Origin of the sequence: Citrobacter sp. BDA59-3, from assembly GCF_015167655.1 — a bacterium.
GTDB classification, from domain to species: Bacteria; Pseudomonadota; Gammaproteobacteria; order Enterobacterales; family Enterobacteriaceae; genus Phytobacter; species Phytobacter diazotrophicus.
The window spans coordinates 974,495-994,719 of the sequence record NZ_CP063427.1 but is presented as its reverse complement, the minus strand read 5'-3'; the positions used below and the strand labels follow the sequence as shown (position 1 = coordinate 994,719).

18 protein-coding genes are annotated in these 20,225 nt (G+C 56.7%); 8 read left to right on the top strand and 10 right to left on the bottom strand.

What is annotated here, in order from left to right; genetic code table 11:
* Positions 1 to 108: 108 nt before the first annotated feature.
* Positions 109 to 567: a xanthine phosphoribosyltransferase gene (gene gpt, locus IP582_RS04600; protein ID WP_041852629.1), complete on the bottom strand. Its 459-nt coding sequence runs from the start codon at positions 565 to 567 to the stop codon at positions 109 to 111.
* Positions 568 to 825: 258 nt separating this feature from the next.
* On the opposite strand from gpt, the gene pepD reads away from it, so the two are divergent.
* A complete protein-coding gene (gene pepD / locus IP582_RS04595) occupies positions 826 to 2,283 on the top strand; it encodes a cytosol nonspecific dipeptidase (RefSeq protein ID WP_169039895.1) in 1,458 nt (485 codons plus the stop codon).
* A gap of 77 nt (positions 2,284 to 2,360) precedes the next feature.
* Here the strand turns inward: pepD and dinB are convergent, their stop codons facing one another.
* Positions 2,361 to 3,419 (bottom strand): DNA polymerase IV, encoded by a 1,059-nt coding sequence (gene dinB, locus IP582_RS04590; RefSeq protein ID WP_041852631.1) that lies wholly within the window; start codon positions 3,417 to 3,419, stop codon positions 2,361 to 2,363.
* 305 nt (positions 3,420 to 3,724) lie between these two features.
* Here dinB and dpaA point away from each other — a divergent pair, with 305 nt between their 5' ends.
* Entirely contained in the window at positions 3,725 to 4,465 is a 741-nt protein-coding gene (gene dpaA / locus IP582_RS04585; RefSeq protein WP_041852632.1) for a peptidoglycan meso-diaminopimelic acid protein amidase, read from the top strand.
* On the opposite strand, the gene IP582_RS04580 is transcribed toward dpaA, so the two are convergent.
* Together IP582_RS04580 and lpcA are read right to left on the bottom strand one after the other, a co-directional pair.
* The gene (locus tag IP582_RS04580; RefSeq protein WP_041852633.1) at positions 4,436 to 5,203 is read right to left on the bottom strand and encodes a class II glutamine amidotransferase; all 768 of its coding nucleotides are present in this window, start codon (positions 5,201 to 5,203) and stop codon (positions 4,436 to 4,438) included. The two genes, dpaA and IP582_RS04580, sit on opposite strands and share 30 nt — an antisense overlap.
* Positions 5,204 to 5,351: 148 nt before the next feature.
* Positions 5,352 to 5,933: a D-sedoheptulose 7-phosphate isomerase gene (lpcA, locus tag IP582_RS04575; protein ID WP_041852634.1), complete on the bottom strand. Its 582-nt coding sequence runs from the start codon at positions 5,931 to 5,933 to the stop codon at positions 5,352 to 5,354.
* Positions 5,934 to 6,183: 250 nt separating this feature from the next.
* Here lpcA and fadE point away from each other — a divergent pair, with 250 nt between their 5' ends.
* Together fadE and IP582_RS04565 are read left to right on the top strand one after the other, a co-directional pair.
* Entirely contained in the window at positions 6,184 to 8,628 is a 2,445-nt protein-coding gene (gene fadE / locus IP582_RS04570; protein ID WP_193795201.1) for an acyl-CoA dehydrogenase FadE, read from the top strand.
* A 110-nt stretch (positions 8,629 to 8,738) separates the two neighbouring features.
* A complete protein-coding gene (locus IP582_RS04565; RefSeq protein WP_193795200.1) occupies positions 8,739 to 9,509 on the top strand; it encodes an amidohydrolase in 771 nt (256 codons plus the stop codon).
* An 822-nt stretch (positions 9,510 to 10,331) separates the two neighbouring features.
* On the opposite strand, the gene hpxK is transcribed toward IP582_RS04565, so the two are convergent.
* From hpxK to IP582_RS04550, 3 genes are all read right to left on the bottom strand, one after another.
* Positions 10,332 to 11,576: an allantoate amidohydrolase gene (hpxK, locus tag IP582_RS04560; RefSeq protein ID WP_193795199.1), complete on the bottom strand. Its 1,245-nt coding sequence runs from the start codon at positions 11,574 to 11,576 to the stop codon at positions 10,332 to 10,334.
* Complete coding sequence (locus tag IP582_RS04555) at positions 11,573 to 12,811, bottom strand: alanine--glyoxylate aminotransferase family protein (RefSeq protein ID WP_193795198.1); 1,239 nt, start codon at positions 12,809 to 12,811, stop codon at positions 11,573 to 11,575. The genes hpxK and IP582_RS04555 overlap by 4 nt, the downstream gene beginning before the upstream one ends.
* A gap of 202 nt (positions 12,812 to 13,013) precedes the next feature.
* Positions 13,014 to 13,853 carry a MurR/RpiR family transcriptional regulator gene (locus tag IP582_RS04550; protein ID WP_193795197.1) on the bottom strand — a complete coding sequence of 280 codons (840 nt, stop codon included), beginning with the start codon at positions 13,851 to 13,853 and terminating at the stop codon, positions 13,014 to 13,016.
* Positions 13,854 to 13,964: 111 nt separating this feature from the next.
* Between IP582_RS04550 and IP582_RS04545 the strand changes: the two genes are divergently transcribed.
* Genes IP582_RS04545 through hpxZ form a run of 4 tightly spaced genes read left to right on the top strand, consistent with a single transcriptional unit; the run spans position 13,965 to position 17,502 of the window.
* Complete coding sequence (locus IP582_RS04545) at positions 13,965 to 15,551, top strand: gamma-glutamyltransferase family protein (protein WP_193796184.1); 1,587 nt, start codon at positions 13,965 to 13,967, stop codon at positions 15,549 to 15,551.
* A 9-nt stretch (positions 15,552 to 15,560) separates the two neighbouring features.
* Positions 15,561 to 15,749 carry an oxalurate catabolism protein HpxX gene (gene hpxX / locus IP582_RS04540; protein ID WP_193795196.1) on the top strand — a complete coding sequence of 63 codons (189 nt, stop codon included), beginning with the start codon at positions 15,561 to 15,563 and terminating at the stop codon, positions 15,747 to 15,749.
* Entirely contained in the window at positions 15,746 to 17,119 is a 1,374-nt protein-coding gene (locus IP582_RS04535; RefSeq protein WP_193795195.1) for an AtzE family amidohydrolase, read from the top strand. The genes hpxX and IP582_RS04535 overlap by 4 nt, the downstream gene beginning before the upstream one ends.
* On the top strand, positions 17,116 to 17,502 hold the full coding sequence (hpxZ, locus tag IP582_RS04530; protein ID WP_228007939.1) for an oxalurate catabolism protein HpxZ: 387 nt from the start codon (positions 17,116 to 17,118) through the stop codon (positions 17,500 to 17,502). Before IP582_RS04535 ends, hpxZ begins: the two co-directional genes overlap by 4 nt.
* Positions 17,503 to 17,774: 272 nt before the next feature.
* On the opposite strand, the gene puuE is transcribed toward hpxZ, so the two are convergent.
* From puuE to IP582_RS04515, 3 genes are read right to left on the bottom strand one after another with little or no spacing between them, the layout of a single operon-like run.
* Positions 17,775 to 18,719: an allantoinase PuuE gene (gene puuE, locus IP582_RS04525; RefSeq protein ID WP_193795194.1), complete on the bottom strand. Its 945-nt coding sequence runs from the start codon at positions 18,717 to 18,719 to the stop codon at positions 17,775 to 17,777.
* Between the two features lie 29 nt (positions 18,720 to 18,748).
* Positions 18,749 to 19,486, bottom strand: a complete 738-nt coding sequence (locus IP582_RS04520; RefSeq protein ID WP_071195918.1) for an aspartate/glutamate racemase family protein — start codon at positions 19,484 to 19,486, stop codon at positions 18,749 to 18,751.
* Entirely contained in the window at positions 19,483 to 20,202 is a 720-nt protein-coding gene (locus IP582_RS04515; protein WP_041852645.1) for a GntR family transcriptional regulator, read from the bottom strand. Before IP582_RS04515 ends, IP582_RS04520 begins: the two co-directional genes overlap by 4 nt.
* Positions 20,203 to 20,225: the final 23 nt, after the last annotated feature.

Below are 20,225 nucleotides of genomic sequence, written 5' to 3'. Positions count from 1 at the left end.
TACGCGCAGCCTCCATGAATACGTCGATGACGGTATTGTAACCTGGTGGATGCGAAAAAAAACAACGCCCGGCGATGCCAGGCGTTGTAAATAATCATAAAGAGAGGATTAACGACCAGAGATAGGCGGAACGAAGACCACGCCCATATCCCACGGCTGTTCAATCCAGGTATCCTGCGGGATGTCAATCACGTAATCGTCAACCAGCGGACGCCCGGCCGGTTTAGCGAAAATAGTGACGAAGTGCGCTTTTGGGTACATTTCGCGGATAGCCACCGCGGTGCCGCCGGTATCGACCAGATCATCAATAACGATGAAACCTTCACCATCACCCTCTGCGCGTTTGATAATTTTCATTTCGCGCTGGTTGTCGTGGTCATAACTGGAAATGCAAACGGTATCGACATGGCGAATACCCAGTTCACGTGCCAGTAATGCGCCCGGAACCAGACCACCACGGCTAACGGCAATAATGCCTTTCCACTGTTCAGAAGGCATCAGGCGGTTTGCCAGTTTGCGTGCATGAATCTGCAACATGTCCCAGGTGACGACGTATTTTTCGCTCATGTGAAGTGTCCCAGCCTGTGTATATACGGCTTAAAAAGTGTTCTACGGGGAAATAGGTTGCGCGAGATTATAGAGATCTGTCGCGCTAAAAACCAGTGTTACCGGGCCGGGCTGGCGCTTTTTACGCGACGCGTACTAACAGAGAGACAATAAAGTGGTATTCTCAAGTCCATCTCGCAATCCGGCCTTGTGATTGTTCTGTAGTTTAACCCTCGGACCTGCAAAATATGCTGGCAGGCCTTTTAAAGGAGACTCATCGTGTCTGAATTGTCTCAACTATCGCCACAACCGCTGTGGGATATTTTTGCCAAAATCTGTTCTATTCCTCATCCGTCTTACCATGAAGAAGAACTCGCCGCGCACATCATGGGCTGGGCGAAAGAAAAAGGCTTGCATGCGGAACGCGATCAGGTTGGCAATATTCTGCTGCGCAAACCGGCAACAGCAGGTATGGAAAACCGCAAACCGGTTGTGCTGCAGGCGCACCTGGATATGGTGCCGCAGAAAAACAACGACACCGTACATGACTTCACTAAAGATCCGATTCAGCCTTACATCGATGGCGAGTGGGTGAAAGCGCGCGGCACTACGCTTGGCGCCGATAACGGTATCGGCATGGCATCCGCCCTGGCGGTGCTGGCGGATGACCGCGTTGAGCATGGTCCGCTGGAAGTGCTGCTGACCATGACCGAAGAGTCCGGCATGGATGGCGCGTTTGGTTTGCAGCCCGGCTGGTTGCAGGCTGATATTCTGATCAACACTGACTCAGAAGAAGAAGGCGAAATCTACATGGGTTGCGCCGGCGGTATTGATTTCATCACCACCCTGCCGCTCTCCCGCGAAGCGGTACCTGCGGGCTACCAGACGTTCAAACTGACCCTGAAAGGGCTTAAAGGCGGCCACTCCGGCGGCGATATTCATCTGGGTCTTGGCAACGCCAACAAATTGCTGGCGCGCTTCCTGGCAGGCCACGCGGCCGAGCTGGACCTGCGTCTGGCCGATTTCAACGGCGGTACCCTGCGTAACGCTATCCCGCGTGAAGCCTTCGCCACGTTTGCCGTTCCGGCCGATAAAGCTGAACAATTGAAAACACTGGCAGCAACTTATCAGGACATCCTGAAAAACGAGCTGGCGATGAAAGAGAAAAACCTGGTGGTATTGCTGGATAGCGTTTCCAGCGACAAACAGGCGCTGACCTCTGCTTCCCGCGATAGCTTCATTCAATTGCTGAACGCCACGCCAAACGGTGTGATCCGTAACTCCGACGTTGCCAAAGGCGTGGTCGAGACCTCCCTGAACGTTGGCGTGGTCACCATGCAGGACGACAGCGTGGAAATCATCTGTCTGATCCGCTCCCTGATCGATAGCGGCAAAGATTATGTGGTGAGCATGCTGGAATCGCTGGGCAAACTGGCTGGTGCAAAAACCGCACCGAAAGGCGGCTACCCTGGCTGGCAGCCGGATGCGAACTCACCGGTGATGCATCTGGTGCGTGAGACCTATCAGCGTCTGTTCAACAAGACGCCGAATATTCAGATCATTCACGCCGGTCTGGAATGTGGTCTGTTCAAAAAACCGTACCCGGATATGGATATGGTTTCTATTGGGCCAACCATCACCGGTCCGCACTCCCCGGATGAGCAGGTACATATCGAAAGCGTGGGCCATTACTGGACGCTGCTGACCGAGCTGCTGAAAGCTATTCCGGCGAAATAAGTCGTACTGTCCGCACCTTTTACTGGTGCGGACGCTTTCCCTTTTCTCTTCCTGTTACCTTCTTATTTTCACGCTTATCACAGCCCCAGCACCAGTTGACGCTCTAATTGCGGATCGAGCAGCGTCACATGCAAACCCACTAAACGCACGCCGCGCCCGCTGCGCCGCTCATTCCAGGTTTTCCGCGCCGTCGCCAGCAAATCGTCTTTATTTAAGCGTGGCCAGACGTGTTCCTGAGTGGTGAGCTGGAAATCGGCAAACTTGAGTTTGACTCCCTGCCGGGCAATCAGCAGATCGGGCTTTATCTTTGCCAGCCGCCGTTCCAGTTCCGGATAAAGGTGTTGGTTGATAATGGCTTCACACTCTTCCCATTCATGAATGTCTTCTATCAGCGTACGCTCCACGCCAACCGATTTGCGCAGCCTGTCGCTACTGATATGTCGCTCATCAATCCCCTGACTGCGCTCCCACAACACGCGGCCAAATTTACCGAAGCGTTTTAGCAACATCGCCAGGTCACTGTTCTGCACATCTTCGCAGGTACGCAACCCAAGCGTTTCCAGTTTTGCCGCCGACACCTTGCCAACGCCCGGAATTTTACTGAGTGGCAGCGTACGTAAAAACGCCGGTACATCCGCAGGAGCAATGACATATTGCCCGTCAGGTTTATTCAGATCGGAGGCGATTTTCGCCAGGAACTTCACCGGAGCAATCCCGGCCGATGCGGTGAGTTGGGTTTCGCGGAATATGGTCCGGCGAATCTCTTCTGCCATTAACGTTGCCGAACCGTGGCAATGGGGGCTGTCGGTCACATCCAGATACGCTTCATCCAGCGACAGGGGCTCAATCAGGCTTGTATAACGGGAAAAGATTTCGCGGATCTGGTGAGAGGCTTCCCGGTAGGCTTCAAAGCGCCCCGGTAATAAGGTGAGATGCGGGCAGAGCTTTAACGCCATTGCCGTGGGCATGGCGCTGCGCACGCCATATTTACGCGCCGGATAATTAGCCGTGCTGATAACGCCGCGCTGAACCCGGCTGCCGCCGATAGCGATAGGGATATCCCGCAGAGCCGGGTTATCACGCATCTCCACCGCCGCAAAAAAGCAGTCCATATCGACATGTATGATTTTGCGCATACGCTCACCTTATCAGATACTGGATAAGTATACAGCATTATTATCCAGAATGAGAAGAGTGAGGAAAAAAGAGGGTTCGCAGTGAAAAAAACGCCCAATGGCGCTGTTATTTCTGGGGTTTTCATCAGACAATATTTAACAGGGGGACCGCTGCAAAAAACTAATTTGTAAACTCAGCGATCCGGGCTTGCGAAAAACTACCGTGATGCTACTGTGGGCGCACCCAATCCAGATTAATCTGAATTTATGGGATTCTTTTGCCGTCCTGGCAATGTGGTAACCGTTTTATCAAGGAAACAAGCAGTATGCGCAAAATCGCATTTTTTCTTGCGATGCTTCTGATGCCGTGCGTCTCGTTTGCCAGCTTATTAAGCAGCAATGGTTCAACAACGCCGATCAGCAAAGAATATAAGCAGCAGTTGATGGGGTCGCCGGTATACATCCAGATCTTCAAAGAAGAGCGTACCCTTGATCTCTACGTCAAAATGGGTGAGCAGTATCAGCTCCTCAATAGTTACAAAATTTGTAACTACTCCGGCGGCCTGGGTCCGAAACAGCGTCAGGGCGATTTCAAAAGCCCGGAAGGGTTCTATTCCATTCAGCGCAGCCAGCTAAAACCGGATAGCCGTTTTTATAAAGCCATCAATATTGGTTTTCCTAACGCCTATGACCGTGCCCACGGTTATGAAGGGAAATACCTGATGATCCACGGCGCGTGCGTGTCGATTGGCTGCTACGCCATGACCGATTCGCAAATCGACGAGATTTTCCAGTTCGTCACCGCCGCGCTGGTGTTTGGTCAGGAAAGCGTGCAACTGAGTATCTACCCGTTCCGTATGACGGACGCGAATATGCAGCGTCACAAATATTCGACCTATGCGAAATTCTGGGAACAGTTAAAACCGGGTTATGACTTCTTCCAGCAAACGCAGAAACCGCCTGTGGTCTCTGTTGTTGACGGGAACTACGTGGTCAGCAAACCGCTGAGCCACGAAGTTATTCACCCGCAGTTGGCGTCAAACTATACGCTCCCCGAGACAAAATAATGCCCATTCGCCTGGCATAATCTTTTGCCAGGTTTCATTGCCCGTTAGCGGCTGGGTAGCAATCACGGTAACCACATCGTTAGGTGTGGTTTCCCGCTGAAAATCAATTTCCACATCCTGATCCAGCAGTTTCGCCACGCCAAACGGTGCCCGACGGGTAATGCAGAACAGATTGGTCGAGCAGAACGCCATGACATAACGCCCATCCGACAGCAGCATATTAAAAACACCCTTCCCACGCAGTTCAGTCGCCAGCGTCGCGATGTATTTAAATACCGCTTCCATATTGCCCGGAGTACGCGGATAGCGCGTGGTGAGTTTGTGCAGCAGCCAGCAGAAAGCTTTTTCGCTGTCGGTTTCACCGACAGGACGAAAGTTGCCGGTCTCCAGCGATTTATACCCGGTTAACTGCCCGTTATGAGCGTAGGTCCAGTTGCGTCCCCAGAGTTCACGGGTAAAGGGGTGCGTGTTTTCCAGCGCCACTTCACCACGGTTCGCCTGGCGAATATGGGCCACCACCGAGCAGGACTTTATCGGGTACTCCTGCACCAGACGGGCAATCGGAGAGTTAAAGCTGGGTTGCGGGTCTTTAAACGTACGACAGCCTTTGCCTTCGTAAAAGGTGATACCCCAGCCATCTTTATGCGGCCCGGTTCCCCCACCGCGCTGAACAAGCCCGGTGAAACTAAAGCAAATATCGGTTGGCACATTGGCGCTCATCCCGAGCAGTTCGCACATTCAACACCCCCAAACGCCCAAATATGGAGAAGGCGTAATTATTGCAGCCAGTTTGAACACGGACAGCGCGTAAGAACCGGAGCGTACACCGGGTACGAGAGGATTCTGAACACAGCCCTGGTTCAAACTGGCGAATAAAATAGCCTTCTTACGCTTTTACCATCTCTTTTTCGATCAGCATAATCAGGATATGGATCACTTTGATGTGGATTTCCTGAATGCGGTCGGCGTAACCAAAGTGCGGTACACGGATTTCAACGTCGGCAGTACCTGCCATTTTGCCGCCATCTTTACCGGTCAGCGTGATGACTTTCATGCCCTGCGCGCGCGCCGCGTCAATCGCTTTAATGACATTACCAGAATTACCGGAAGTAGAAATACCTAACAGTACATCCCCTGCCCGGCCAACGGCTTCAACATAGCGAGAGAAAACATGGTCGTAACCAAAGTCATTACTGACGCAGGAGAGATGGCTCACGTCAGAAATCGCAATCCCCGGATAACCCGGACGGTTTTCACGATAGCGTCCCGTTAACTCTTCGGCAAAGTGCATCGCATCACAGTGGGAACCACCATTGCCGCAGGACAATACCTTACCGCCGGCTTTGAAGCTGTCAGCCAGCAGAACCGCTGCACGCTGAATGGCGTGAATATTGGCATCGTCTTTTAAAAAGTTTGCCAGCGTTTCCGCTGCTTCGTTCAGTTCGTTACGAATCAGATCCTGGTACATGAGGATATCCTTCAGTATGAAAGCAGTATGAATATAAATTCTCGCGCGCAGTTTACCGGATAGCATGGCAAGCGAGAAGCTAAAGCCATGGTGATCGTCGGGGGTTTTCGTTTTTCGTGCCACATTCCTCCCCAACAATGTGAACCAGGTTGTAATTATTTTGTAAACACATTGCTAAAAGAAATAACATCCACTACAACCATATCATCACAAGTGGTCAGACCTCCTACAAGCAAGGGAGCTTTTCTCTATGATGATTTTGAGTCTTCTCGCAACTGTTGTCCTACTCGGCGTGTTGTTCTATCACCGGGTGAGTCTGCTGCTCAGCAGCGTAATCCTCCTGGCATGGACTGCCGCGCTAGGCGCTTCAGGTCTGTGGTCCATCTGGGTATTGGTGCCGTTGGCCATTATCCTTGTGCCCTTCAACTTTGTGCCGATGCGTAAATCGCTGATCTCTGCGCCAGTCTTCCGCGGCTTTCGTAAAGTGATGCCGCCGATGTCCCGTACGGAAAAAGAAGCTATCGATGCCGGCACAACCTGGTGGGAAGGCGATCTGTTCCGCGGTAATCCTGACTGGAAAAAACTGCACAATTACCCGCAGCCGCGCCTGACCGCCGAAGAACAGGCCTTTATTGATGGCCCGGTGGAAGAAGCCTGCCGTATGGCTAACGACTTTCAGATTACCCATGAAATGGCCGATTTACCGCCAGAACTGTGGGCATATCTGAAAGAACATCGCTTCTTCGCGATGATCATTAAAAAAGAGTACGGCGGCCTGGAATTCTCCGCTTACGCCCAGTCCCGCGTATTGCAAAAACTCTCCGGGGTTTCCGGTATCCTGGCGATCACCGTCGGCGTACCTAACTCTTTAGGGCCGGGCGAACTGCTGCAACATTACGGCACCGAAGAGCAGAAAAATCATTACTTACCCCGTCTGGCGCGTGGACAGGAAATTCCGTGCTTCGCACTGACCAGCCCGGAAGCCGGTTCTGATGCGGGCGCCATCCCGGACACCGGCGTCGTCTGCATGGGCGACTGGCAGGGTGAACAGGTCCTCGGTATGCGCCTGACCTGGAACAAACGCTATATCACGCTGGCGCCTATCGCGACCGTACTGGGCCTGGCGTTTAAACTCTCTGACCCGGAAAAACTGCTGGGTGGCGAAGAAGATCTCGGTATTACCTGTGCGCTGATCCCCACCAACACCCCGGGCGTTGAAATTGGTCGTCGTCACTTCCCGCTGAACGTCCCGTTCCAGAACGGTCCGACGCGTGGTCAGGATATCTTCGTACCGATTGATTACATCATCGGCGGTCCGAAAATGGCCGGACAGGGCTGGCGTATGCTGGTGGAATGTCTGTCCGTGGGCCGTGGTATCACGCTGCCATCCAACTCCACGGGCGGCCTGAAATCAGTGGCGCTGGGTATCGGCGCCTATGCCCATATCCGTCGTCAGTTCAAAGTTGCTATCGGTAAGATGGAAGGGATCGAAGAACCACTGGCACGTATCGCGGGTAACGCCTATGTAATGGATGCCGCTGCCACGTTGATTACGTACGGCATTATGCTCGGTGAGAAACCGGCGGTGCTCTCCGCCATTGTGAAGTATCACTGTACTCACCGTGGCCAGCAGTCAATCATTGACGCAATGGATATCGCTGGCGGTAAAGGCATTATGCTCGGCGAAGGCAACTTCCTGGCTCGCGCCTATCAGGGCGCACCGATTGCCATCACCGTTGAGGGGGCCAATATTCTGACCCGCAGCATGATGATCTTCGGTCAGGGCGCGATTCGTTGCCATCCGTACGTGCTGGATGAAATGGCCGCCGCGCAAAACAACGACGTGGATGCGTTCGATAAACTGCTGTTTAAACATATCGGGCATGTGGGTAGCAATAAGATGCGTAGCTTCTGGCTGGGGCTGACGCGCGGGTTGACCAGTTCGGCCCCGACCAGCGATTCAACCAAACGCTATTATCAGCATATCAATCGCTTAAGCGCCAACCTCGCGCTGCTGTCGGATGTGTCGATGGCGGTACTGGGCGGTAGCCTGAAACGTCGTGAACGTATCTCGGCACGTCTCGGGGATATCTTAAGTCAGGTGTTCCTCGCCTCTGCAGTGCTGAAACGCTATGACGATGAAGGCCGCCATGAGATGGATCTGCCGCTGGTGCACTGGGGCGTACAGGACGCGCTGTATCAGGCTGAACAGGCGATGGACGATCTGCTGACCAACTTCCCGAACCGTGTGGTCGCAGGTCTGCTGCGGGTAGTGATTTTCCCGACTGGTCGTCACTATCTGGCGCCGTCCGATAAGCTGGATCATCAGGTCGCTAAGATTCTGCAAACGCCGTGCGCCACCCGTTCGCGTATTGGCCGTGGTCAGTACCTGACGCCGAGCGAACATAACCCGGTCGGTCTGCTGGAAGAGGCGCTGCTTGACGTGATCGCCGCCGACCCGATTCATCAGCGCATTTGTAAAGAGCTGGGTAAAAACCTGCCGTTCACACGTCTGGACGTGCTGGCAAGAGAGGCGCTGGCCGGCGGGCTTATCAATCAGGATGAAGCTGAGATCCTGACAAAAGCCGAAACCAGCCGTCTGCGTAGTATCAATGTCGACGATTTCGAACCGGAAGAGCTGGCAACGCAGCCGGTAAAAACGCCGGAAAAGGTGCGTAAGCCTCAGGCTGCATAACGCCCCCCTCTGGAGACCCTGACCCCGCTTCGCGCGGGGTTTTTTATTACCACAAATTCCCTTTTTCTCGTGCTAAAGTGTAAAAATGCTGTTTAAGGGGAGCTTAAATCGTGCCTGGTTTAAAAATTACGCTGTTGCAACAACCTTTAGTCTGGATGGATGGTCCGGCCAATTTGCGCCATTTCGACCGTCAGCTTGAAGATATCACCGGGCGTGATGTGATAGTCCTGCCGGAAATGTTCACCACCGGTTTTGCGATGGAAGCGGCGAAGCAGTCGATGCCGCAAGAAGACGTTGTGGCGTGGATGCAGGCCAAAGCGCTCCAGACGAACGCGCTGGTCGCGGGTAGTGCCGCGCTGCAAACAGAGCGCGGCCCGGTTAACCGTTTCCTGCTGGTCGAGCCGCAAGGGGCTGTTCATTTCTATGATAAGCGCCATCTGTTCCGTATGGCCGATGAACATCACCATTACGAAGCCGGTAACGAGCGCGTGGTGTTTGAGTGGCGCGGCTGGCGTATTTTACCGCTGGTCTGTTACGACCTGCGCTTCCCGGTCTGGTCGCGCAATCGCGATGATTACGATCTGGCGCTGTATGTCGCCAACTGGCCTGCGCCGCGTTCGCTGCACTGGCAATCGCTATTGGTGGCACGCGCTATTGAAAACCTGGCGTATGTCGCGGGCTGCAACCGTGTGGGTACCGATGGCAACGGGCATCATTATCGTGGCGACAGCCGGGTCATTAACCCGCAGGGCGAGGTTATCGCCACCGCCGAGCCGCACCAGGCTATCCGCATTGATGCCGAGTTGTCGATGGCCGCATTAAAAGAGTACCGCGAGAAGTTTCCCGCCTGGCAGGACGCCGATCCGTTTACGCTTGGGTGATATGACGTTCCCCTTTACCCGTTCACGTGTCCGAAGTTGACATGTCGCCATGAACATAAGGTGAACGGAATGACCATCAGAGCCGCATTTTCCCCTCACCCTAACCCTCTCCCCAAAGAGGAGAGGGGATCGTTCGTGCTCGCATTTATGTGGGGATTCCTCTGAGAGGGAGAAAACCGGTCGTAGCCCGGATCAGGCGCTTGTGCCGCCATCCGGGAATTGTCCCCGGTGGCGCTTTGCTTACCAGGGCTACGGTTAGTAGCCCGGATAAGGCGCTTGTGCCGTCATCCGGGAAGTGCCCCCGGTGGCGCCGCGCTTACCAGGGCTACGGTGAGTAGCCCGGATAAGGCGTTTGCGCCGCCATCCGGGAAGTGCCCCCGGTGGCGCTTCGCTTACCAGGGCTACGGTGAGTAGCCCGGATAAGGTGCTTGCGCCGCCATCCGGGAAATGTCCCCGGTGGCGCTTTGCTTACCAGGGCTACGGTTAGTAGCCCGGATAAGGCGTTTGCGCCGCCATCCGGGAAGTGCCCCCGGTGGCGCCGCGCTTACCAGGGCTACGGTGAGTAGCCCGGATAAGGCGCTTGTGCCGCCATCCGGGAATGGTCCCCGGTGGCGCTTCGCTTACCAGGGCTACGGATTGTAGCCCGGATAAGGCGTTTGCGCCGTCATCCGGGAAGTGCCCCCGGTGGCGCCGCGCTTACCAGGGCTACCGGTTAGTAGCCCGGATCAGGCGCTTGCGCCGCCATCCGGGAATTGTCCCCGGTGGCGCTGACGCTTACCGGGGCTTCAAGATAATTTCCCCCTCTTTCAGGGAAACATTGAATTACATTAACGCTCTCACCGCTTCACTGTATGCCCGCAACGCGTGCGCCACATCCTGCTGCTGCACGTTCTCGGCCGGATGATGGCTGATCCCTCTGTCACAACGCACAAATAACATGGCAGATGGCCAGCGTTCCGCAATCGCGATGGCATCATGCCCGGCGCCGCTTGGCAGCAACAGCACGCGCCCCTGCGCCGCCTCAACGGCACCAGCCAGCACATTACGCAGATGCGTATCACAAGGTGTTGCCGCAATGGAGTAAAAAATATCGTAGCTAAAACCAACGCCACGTGCCTGCCCAATGCGCACGGCCTCATCCAGCAGGGCGTTTAACAGCGTCTCCCGCAGATCATCGTTCGGGCTGCGGATATCCAGCGTCAACGTCACCGCTCCCGGGATCACGTTCACCGCACCGGGCTCACACTGCAGCGTACCGACCGTTGCCACCAGCTCCGGGCCAGACTCCCGCGTTTTTTGTTCAACAAACCCGATCCACTGGGCGGCGGCGGTCAATGCATCGTGACGATGGCTCATCGGCACGGTGCCCGCATGCCCCGCTTCTCCGCTAAACCGACAGGTCAACCTGCGCGCACCGTTGATCGCGGTGACCACGCCGAGCGGCAGATCTTCTTGCTCAAGTACCGGCCCCTGCTCGATGTGCAGCTCCAGATACGCGGAAAAATCCTCACGGGCACGTTCCGCCGTGGCGATACGCGTGGGATCCAGACCGGCATTGACCATCGCCTGCGCCACGCTTACCCCCTGCGCATCTTCGCAATCCAGCCAGCCCTGCGGCCAGGTGCCGGTCAGCCCCCGGCTTCCTAACAGCGTGATGTTAAAGCGCGTGCCCTCTTCATCAGCAAACCCGACGATCTCAATGGCCTGTGAACCACGCAAACCCTGACGGTGCAGCCAGTCCACCACTTCGATGGCAGTCAGCACGCCGAGCATGCCGTCGTAGCGTCCGGCGTCACGAACGGTGTCCAGGTGCGACCCAAGCAACACCGCCTGTGCACCGTCGCTTGCCGCTTCGTAGCGTCCGCAAATATTGCCTACCGCATCCTGCCAGGTGAGCATTCCCGCATCCTGCATCCACTGCGCCACCTGCGCGTTTGCCCGCAAATGTTCGCTAGAGAGGTAAACCCGGGTGAGTTGACCCGGCGTTTCACTGATCTCTGCCAGCGCATCGCAACGCGTCATTACCCGGTGCGCAGCGCGGTCAGCCTCATCGGCAGTCATCATCATGCCACCCCTTCGTAGACATCCCAGGCGGCCTGCATTCCCGCGCCCTGAACCGTGCGCAGGCCCAGACGGTTAAGCACTGCTTCCAGAGCTGTGAGGGTTTGCAGCACACAATCTTTGCGCGCGTTATACCCCATAGTGCCAATACGCCAGATTTTTCCCTGTAGCGGACCAAACGAGGTGCCGATTTCAATGTGGAAATCATCCAGCAGGCGCTTACGCACCTCTTCACCATGCACAACTGATGGGATCATCACCCCGAGTACGTTATTCATCTTGTGATGAATATCGCCAAACACCTCCAGCCCCATTCCCTGGATCCCCGCCAGCATGGCGCGGCCATGTAATTCGTGGCGGGCAATCAGCGCGTCCATCCCCTCTTCCAGCATGATGCGTGCGCACTCACGGGCGGCGAACAGCATGCTGGTGGCTTCGGTATGGTGGTTCAGGCGTTCCGGCCCCCAGTAGTCCATCACCATGCCGAGATCGAAATAGTTGGAGTAGATCATCTCGTCATCGCCGTCCTGGTGCGTATCGGTACGGATCCCCTGCTCCACACATTTGCGTGCGCGAATGGCCTCTTCCATTTGTGGGCTCAGGGTGATGGGCGAACTGCCCGACGGACCGCCCAGGCATTTCTGCAAACCCGCGGAGACCGCATCCAGCCCCCAGGCATCGGTCTCCAGCGCGTTACCGCCGAGCGATGCGGTGGCATCGGTATAAAACAACACGCCATGACGGCGGCAAATCTCACCCAGCTTTTCCAGCGGCTGCAGCATCGTGGTAGAGGTATCGCCCTGCACCGTCAGTAACAGGCGAGGCTTAACACGCTTGATGGCATCTTCAATCTGATCGGGCGTAAAAACGTCACCCCAGGGCACCTCAATGGTGTGTACTTCCGCACGGCAGCGACGGGCGATTTCACATAACAGATGCCCGAAACGGCCAAAGACCGGTACCAGCACCTTGTCACCTGGACGGATCGCAGAGACGAGGATCGCTTCGATCCCGGCGCGCGAGGTGCCATCTACCAGCATGGTCCAGCGGTTTTGCGTGCGGAATACCTCGCGGTAGAGGGCCATTACCTCATTCATATAGCCGGTCATAACCGGGTCATACTGCCCCACCAGTTGGCTCGCCATGGCACGTAAAACGCGCGGGTCGGCGTTGATAGGTCCCGGCCCCATCAGTAAACGGTGGGGTGGGTTAATTTGTGCAGAGTGCTGAGAGTCGAACATGGACACATCCTTTGGTATACAAAAGTGATCGTCATGAAACAAAAGATTCTTGCTGTTATTTCCTGCAACTAATGTGCCACAGAGAAAATGAAGACACCAGCCTGCTATTGCGCTGATTTCGTGCTTTTTCAGCGCGGATTAACGTTATCAGCCCGCACCATAACGATCCCCAGAACGGGTGCAAAAGCACCAATACAGTGCATCATCGTTGCTCCAGTTCGTCGAGTTCTGTATACAGCGATGCGATGTTATGGATACGTTGGCGTCCCTCCGTCAGGGCGCTGTGCAGTAACGCATTCGCCAGTAAATTCACCAGACTCATGGCACTGCTGTAGCTATCGAACGCCGATACGCTGTCGAGCGGCAGGCCGAAGTGCCAGCGGGCAAGCGTGGTAATGCCCGCCGCCTGCGGTTCGCTGATGGCAACGGTCGGCACGCCCTGTTTGTGCAGCGTTTCCAGTACCGGGCGGATGACCCGTGGACGACGGCGAAAAGCGACCACCACCACCACATCCTGCGGGGTGATATCCACTAACTCTTCTGCCAGTGTCTGCCCCGGCTGAGGCATCAGACTGACCTGACCACGGATTTGCATCAGTTGTTGGCGCAGATGCAAGGCCACCGGCGCGCTGTTACGCAGACCAAGAATAAAGACGCGCTGCGCTGCGCCCAACGCCTGTACCACATCGGCAAACTGCACGGCATTCAGCGCATTCACCCACTGGGTCAGGTTCGCCATCTCCTGCTTGTAGTGTCGCGCCAGCAAGGTGTTGCCCTGTACGGCATCGCGGTTTTCCGTCAGCGGCATGCCGCTTTGGCGCAGCGTACGCACCTCGTCGCGCATCTCTTTGAAACGATCATAGCCAAGCCGTTTAAACAGGCGGCTGACAGTGGCTTTCGACACGCCGCTCAGACGGGCCAGTTCGGCGCTGTTATAGCTCATCAGGTCATCAAAATGATCCATGATAAATGAGGCAACTCGCTGTTCTTGCGGGGATAATTCGTTGTAGCACTCACGTAAGCGCGTATCTAACTGCTGCATAGACCCTCCTGCAACTTTCGTTTCACATTAAGCTGACACAGTGAAACGCTTGCCGTCAATCTGGAACAGCTCTTGCTTAGCTCCCTGACTTACCCGAACAAAGAGAGCATGATGATGCAAAGTAATGTTGCCCCTTCCGGTATGGCGGTAACGCCCCACCACCTTGCCAGCGAATCGGCACTATCGGTGTTGCGCCACGGCGGCGATGCGATTGAGGCGATGATCGCCGCAGCCGCCACCATTGCGGTGGTCTATCCCCATATGAATGGCATCGGCGGCGATGGTTTCTGGCTGATAGTGCCACCCGAAGGCGCGCCCCTCGCCATTGACGCCAGCGGCGCCGCCGGGCAACTGGCGACACGTGATTTCTATCGCGGGCATAGCCATATTCCCCATCGTGGCCCGCTGGCGGCGCTCACGGTTCCCGGCACGCTGAGCGGCTGGGACGAGGCGCTGAACGTATCAGCGTCACTGGGCGGCGGGCAATTGCCGCTCTCCCGCCTGCTGGCCGACGCCATCCGTTACGCCAGCGAAGGGATCCCGGTAACACAGTCGCAGGCCAGCGCCACGCAAAGTAAATACCCGGAACTGGTGGATGTGCCGGGCTTTAGCGAGACTTTTCTAATTCAGGGCGAAGTCCCACAGGCGGGCAGCCGTTTCTGCCAGCCGCGCCTCGCCCGCACATTAACCCGTCTCGCCACCGACGGACTGGACAGTTTTTATCGCGGAGCGCTTGCCGATCAGATGGCGGCGGAAATGAGCGCGCTCGGCCTGCCACTGACCGCCCAGGATCTGGCGGCTCATCGCGCCCACCGCCGGGTACCGCTTCGCCTGAGCCACAGCCGGGGCGACATCTTCAATATGACGCCGCCAACGCAAGGGCTGGTGTCGCTGGCCATCCTCGGCATTACCGACCATCTGGATATGGCGCAGGCCAGCGAAGTACAGACCATTCACCGCATCGTCGAAGCAACCAAACAGGCCTTTGGCCTGCGTGATCGCTACATCACCGATCCACGCCACGTCACGCTGCCGGTACAAAGCCTGCTGGAGCAGGCACCACTGCAACGGCTGGCCGCCAGCATCGATGACAAGCGGGCCGCCCCCTGGGGCAAGGGCAAAGGACCGGGGGATACCGTCTGGATGGGTGTGGTGGATAAAAACGGGCTGGCGGTGTCGTTTATTCAGAGCATTTATCACGAGTTCGGTAGCGGCGTGGTGCTGCCAGAGAGCGGCGTGCTGTTACAAAACCGGGGCGCGGCATTCAGTCTCGACCCGGAGCATTTGCTGGCGCTGGTGCCCGGTAAACAACCTTTCCACACCCTCAACCCGGCGGCGGCACGGCTGAAAGATGGCCGCACCATGGTCTACGGCACGATGGGGGGCGACGGGCAACCGCAAACGCAGGCCGCCATATTTACCCGCCACGTGATGCAAAACATGCCTTTGCAGGAAGCAGTATGCGCCCCCCGCTGGTTGCTGGGCCGCACCTGGGGACAAACGTCCGATAGCCTGAAGCTGGAGGGGCGATTCAGCGAGGCCACGTATCAGGCGCTGCGTGACCTGGGCCATGACGTTGAATGGTTGCCTGGGCTGAGCGAAGCCACCGGGCACGCCGGGGCGATTGTGCGTCATCCCAACGGGATGCTCGAAGGGGCATTTGATCCACGCAGTAACGGCAGCGCGGCCGGTTTTTAAGGAGTCATTATGAGCGATAACACATTCGACTGGCCGACATACATCCGGTTGATGGAACAACTCCTGGCGGTACCGCTGGACGATGAACGCCGGGCTGAACTCGAAGTTCAGCTCACCCGCATCGCGGCCATGGCGCAGCCGCTGATGGCTTTCCCACTGCCGCACCGCCAGGAAGGCGCAGGAGAATATCGGCTATGAGCTTATCCATTCGGGACATTCAGCAAGGACTGCGTAGCAAAACCTTTAGCGCGCGCGAACTGGCGCAGCAATCACTGGCGTTGATTGAACAGGCAAACCCCGGCATCAACGCCTTCACCGGCGTAACGGCGACGCGCATGCTCACCGAAGCCGCGCACATCGACGCCCGGCGTGCTGCGGGCGAAACCTTGCCTGCGCTGGCAGGCGTACCCTATGCGGTGAAAAACCTGTTCGATGTGGAGGGGGTTACCACGCTGGCGGGGGCAAAGCTGTTCAGCACTCAGCCCCCCGCAACAAAAGATGCATTCGCCATTCGACAGCTTACGAATGCGGGTGCAACGCTGGCCGGCACGCTCAACATGGATGCCTATGCCTATGGCTTCACTACCGAAAACAGCCACTATGGTGCGACGCGTAACCCGCGAGACCTCACCCGGGTGGCGGGTGGTTCATCGGGCGGCTCAGCGGCGGCCGTTGCTGCCGGGATGGTCAATTTTGCGCTGGGCACCGACACCAACGGTTCTATTCGCGTTCCCGCCTCGCTGTGCGGCGTACCGGGGCTAAAGCCCACCTTTGGACGCTTATCACGCAGCGGTAGCCATCCGTTTGTCGCCAGTCTGGATCACATCGGCCCGCTGGCACGTAACGTGGAGGATTTGGCCTGTGTCTATGACGCGCTCCAGGGACATGACGTGGAAGACAACTGGCAATCACCACACGAACCTGCCGCCACGCTGCCCACGTTATCCAATGCGGGGGCGCTACGCTGTGCCGTGCTGGAGGGCTATTTCACCACCTGGTGTAATGCTGATGCCCGCGCCGCCGTCAACGCGGTGGCACAAGCTCTGGGCGCTAACCAGACGCGGGTATTGCCGGAAGCGGAGCTGGCGCGTTCAGCCGCGTTTTTGCTTTCTGCGGCAGAGGGGGGTAACCATTATCTTCCTGCGCTACGAACAGATGCCGATACGTTTGAGCTTAACTCCCGCGAGCGCTTGCTGGCAGGCGCAATGACCCCCTCGGCCTGGTATACCCAGGCACAGCGTTTTCGCGCCTGGTTTCGCGATAAAACGCTACCGCTGTTTAACGATGTCGATCTGCTTCTGGCCCCGGCGACGCCGTGCAGCGCAACGCCAATTGGCGAGAACACCATGCGCATTAACCATACCGATTTACCGATCAAAGCCAGTATGGGGATGCTGACGCAGCCCATCTCGTTTTTAGGCCTGCCGGTGGTGACCGTGCCCGTAAAAACCGCCGCGGGCTTACCGATTGGCGTACAGATTATTGCCGCACCCTGGCAGGAGTCACGCTGTCTGCAGGCGGCGTGGAGACTGGAGCAGGCGGGCATTCTTTACCCACAGGAAGCATGATGAACAGAGACAATATCGACCGTCCGACAGTATTAAATGAGGTTACCGCTGCGTTTTATCGTTATGAGCAGGCGCTTATCAGTAATGATGTGGCAGTGCTGGATGAGCTTTTCTGGGCGGATCCGCGCACGGTGCGCTACGGCGCAACAGAGAATTTGTACGGCATTGAGGCGATCCGCGAGTTTCGTAATGCACGCCCTTCAGCGGGGCTGGACAGGTTGCTGCGTAATACCACAATCACCACCTACGGTGAGGATATGGCAGTCGCGAGCACGGAGTTTACGCGCGAGAACAGTGTACGGGTGGGCCGCCAGATGCAGACCTGGGTGAAGTTCCCCTATGGCTGGCGGATTGTGGCGGCGCATGTCAGTTTGATGGGGTAAAAGGGAAAGATGGGTGCGGCTGGATGCCCTCACCCCTGCCCTCTCCCACAGGGCTGAGGAATCCCCACAAAAATGCGAGCACGATCGGTCCCCTATCCTCTTTGGGGAGAGGGTCAGGGAGAGGGAGAAAACCCCTCTCTGCTCGCATGGAAAACGTTGCCCGCATCAGGTGCCTGCGCCGCCATCCGGGAATTATCCCCGGTGGCGCTGCGCTTACCGGGGCTACAGTGTGCCCCCTCTCCCTTTTAGGGAGAGAGAGCGGGGGTATAAACTCACGCCGGAGTATACGGATGCGTCTTCACCCAGTGCTCGGCGATATCCTGACGGCGGCAAATCCACACACCTTCGTGACTCTGCACATAATCCAGGAAACGCTGCAATGCACGGAAACGGCCGGGGCGGCCCAGTAACCGACAGTGCATGCCAATCGACATCATCTTCGGCGCCGTTTCCCCCTCTTCATACAGCACATCGAAACTGTCTTTCAGGTAGGTATAAAACTGCTCGGCGGTATTAAAGCCCTGCGCGGTGGCAAAGCGCATATCGTTCGCATCCAGCGTATAGGGCACAATCAGGTGGGGTTTCTGATCGACCGTTGTCCAGAACGGCAGGTCGTCGCCATAGTAATCACTGTCATAGAGCAGACTACCCTGCTCCACCACCAGCTTGCGGGTGTTCGGGCTATCGCGCCCGGTATACCAGCCGAGCGGCGCTTTGCCAAACAGTGCGGTGAGGATCTCCAGCGCCTGCTGCATATGCTGGCGCTCGGTCTGGATATCCATATTTTGATAGTGGATCCAACGCCAGCCGTGGCTCACCACATCATAATCCGCCGCTTTGATCGCCGCGACGATCTCCGGGTTACGCGCCAGCGCCATCGCGATACCAAACACAGTCAACGGCAGGCCGCGTTTCTGAAATTCATTGTGGATGCGCCAGAAACCAGCGCGGGAACCGTATTCATACAGCGAGTCCATGGACATATGTATTGCCGGGTAACTCGCCGCGCCAATAATATCTGACAAAAACTGTTCGGAACCGGCGTCGCCATGCAGGACGTGGTTCTCGCCGCCTTCTTCGAAATTCAGGACAAACTGCACGGCAATGCGCGCCCCTCCGGGCCATTGCGCATGAGGGGGTTTTCCGGCATACCCGGCCATATCGCGCGGGTAGTTATCGGTAAAGTGCCAGACAGGCTTGTCCGTATCTGAATGCATGCTGATTTGACCTCATTTTGGGGCCGCTTTCAGCTCAACATTTCAAAGCATCCTGAAAGCGGCTTTTTATTGGGATACGCCAGATCGCCGTACTTGCTGGTACCAAGCCCCAGTGCCAGGAGGGATTCCACCATTTTCACCGCTGCCGTGACGCCATCGATCACCGGAATACCCAGCTCCTGCGTCAGCTCACTGGCAAGGTTCGCCATCCCGCCACAGCCAAGAACAATAGCGCCGCTATTATCTTCCCGTTTGGCTTGTATACAACGCTCGCGTACTTTCTGCTGAGCAAGACCCGTGCCATCTTCTAACGCCAGTACCGGTAAATCGATCGCATGCAGTGCGGCGCAGTGATGCCCAAAGCCATATTGCTGCAGTAAATGACGGGCGATGATCAGCGTGCGCGGCAAGGTGGTGACGATGGAAAAACGCGTCGCGACCAGCGTGGCGACATGCATCGCCGCTTCGGCAATTCCCACGACCGGCCCACTTGCCAGCTCGCGGGCGGCCAGCAGCCCCGGATCGCCAAAGCAGGCGATGACATGGCCTTGCGCCCCCTGTGCCATGCCTTTTTTTATCTGTTCCAGCACGCCAATGGCGGCAATCGCCTCATCAAAATGCCCTTCAATCGACTCCACGCCCTGGCTCGGACAACTGGCGAGGATCGTCGTACCCGGTGCGGCGACACTGCGGGCAGCGCTGGCAATGGTGTGCGTCATTTCCGGGCTGGTATTGGGGTTGATCACCTGTATACAGAATTGTGTCATGCCTGTTCTCCTGGCGCGCCAAACAGGCGGGCAAAATCGGGGAGGATGTCGCCGCCGCGCTCAAAGCTGAGGCTTGAGACAATATGATCGAAGTGGTGGGCCATAGCATGGCTCAGCGCCGCGCCATCTTTCTTACGCAGCAGTTCGATGAGCCTGTCGTGGTCGTCGCAGCGGCACCCACGCTGCCAGGGGGCGCCCCAGGCGGCAATCACCAGCGACGAACGTTGCGCGAGCGTGGTCACAATATCGGTCACTACGGCATTGCCAGAGATAGCCTGCAACTGGATATGAAATGCCGCGGAATAACGAATCGCCGCCGCGCCATCGTGGTTCTGATGCGCCTCTTCTTCCTGCGCGATGATTTTCTCGAGCCCAGCAATATGTGGCGGCTGTAGATGCTCAAGCACTTGCGGGAGGTTGGCACACTCGATCATTTTGCGGGTAGAGAAGATCGCTTTCGATTCATCGATATCCGGTTTGGCAACAAATGCACCACGTCTGGGCGTCATCGTGACCATTTGCACCGTCGCAAGGCGCGTCAGAACCTTGCGGATCCCCGTGCGGCTAACGCCAAACACTTCGGCCAGGGCTTCTTCGGGTAATTTGCTGCCGGGCGGTAATTGATGTTCGACAATGGCGGTCATCAGCGACTGCCAGATGAAATTTTCTTTATCTTCCAGATCTGCTGGGGTCTGTAGCCCCGTTGGCTGCTTCATTGGGAAATTCCTTTGTTACCTGG

What these genes read in the sequence shown, in the direction of transcription:
- IP582_RS04555 (WP_193795198.1), bottom strand. Translation starts at nt 12,811, where the DNA reads ATGTTCGACTCTCAGCACTCTGCACAAATTAACCCACCCCACCGTTTA.
- IP582_RS04535 (WP_193795195.1), top strand. Translation starts at nt 15,746, where the DNA reads ATGAGCTTATCCATTCGGGACATTCAGCAAGGACTGCGTAGCAAAACC.
- IP582_RS04580 (WP_041852633.1), bottom strand. Translation starts at nt 5,203, where the DNA reads ATGTGCGAACTGCTCGGGATGAGCGCCAATGTGCCAACCGATATTTGC.
- gpt (WP_041852629.1), bottom strand. Translation starts at nt 567, where the DNA reads ATGAGCGAAAAATACGTCGTCACCTGGGACATGTTGCAGATTCATGCA.
- fadE (WP_193795201.1), top strand. Translation starts at nt 6,184, where the DNA reads ATGATGATTTTGAGTCTTCTCGCAACTGTTGTCCTACTCGGCGTGTTG.
- IP582_RS04545 (WP_193796184.1), top strand. Translation starts at nt 13,965, where the DNA reads ATGATGCAAAGTAATGTTGCCCCTTCCGGTATGGCGGTAACGCCCCAC.
- puuE (WP_193795194.1), bottom strand. Translation starts at nt 18,719, where the DNA reads ATGCATTCAGATACGGACAAGCCTGTCTGGCACTTTACCGATAACTAC.
- IP582_RS04520 (WP_071195918.1), bottom strand. Translation starts at nt 19,486, where the DNA reads ATGACACAATTCTGTATACAGGTGATCAACCCCAATACCAGCCCGGAA.
- IP582_RS04550 (WP_193795197.1), bottom strand. Translation starts at nt 13,853, where the DNA reads ATGCAGCAGTTAGATACGCGCTTACGTGAGTGCTACAACGAATTATCC.
- dinB (WP_041852631.1), bottom strand. Translation starts at nt 3,419, where the DNA reads ATGCGCAAAATCATACATGTCGATATGGACTGCTTTTTTGCGGCGGTG.
- hpxZ (WP_228007939.1), top strand. Translation starts at nt 17,116, where the DNA reads ATGATGAACAGAGACAATATCGACCGTCCGACAGTATTAAATGAGGTT.
- hpxX (WP_193795196.1), top strand. Translation starts at nt 15,561, where the DNA reads ATGAGCGATAACACATTCGACTGGCCGACATACATCCGGTTGATGGAA.
- IP582_RS04515 (WP_041852645.1), bottom strand. Translation starts at nt 20,202, where the DNA reads ATGAAGCAGCCAACGGGGCTACAGACCCCAGCAGATCTGGAAGATAAA.
- dpaA (WP_041852632.1), top strand. Translation starts at nt 3,725, where the DNA reads ATGCGCAAAATCGCATTTTTTCTTGCGATGCTTCTGATGCCGTGCGTC.
- hpxK (WP_193795199.1), bottom strand. Translation starts at nt 11,576, where the DNA reads ATGATGATGACTGCCGATGAGGCTGACCGCGCTGCGCACCGGGTAATG.
- lpcA (WP_041852634.1), bottom strand. Translation starts at nt 5,933, where the DNA reads ATGTACCAGGATCTGATTCGTAACGAACTGAACGAAGCAGCGGAAACG.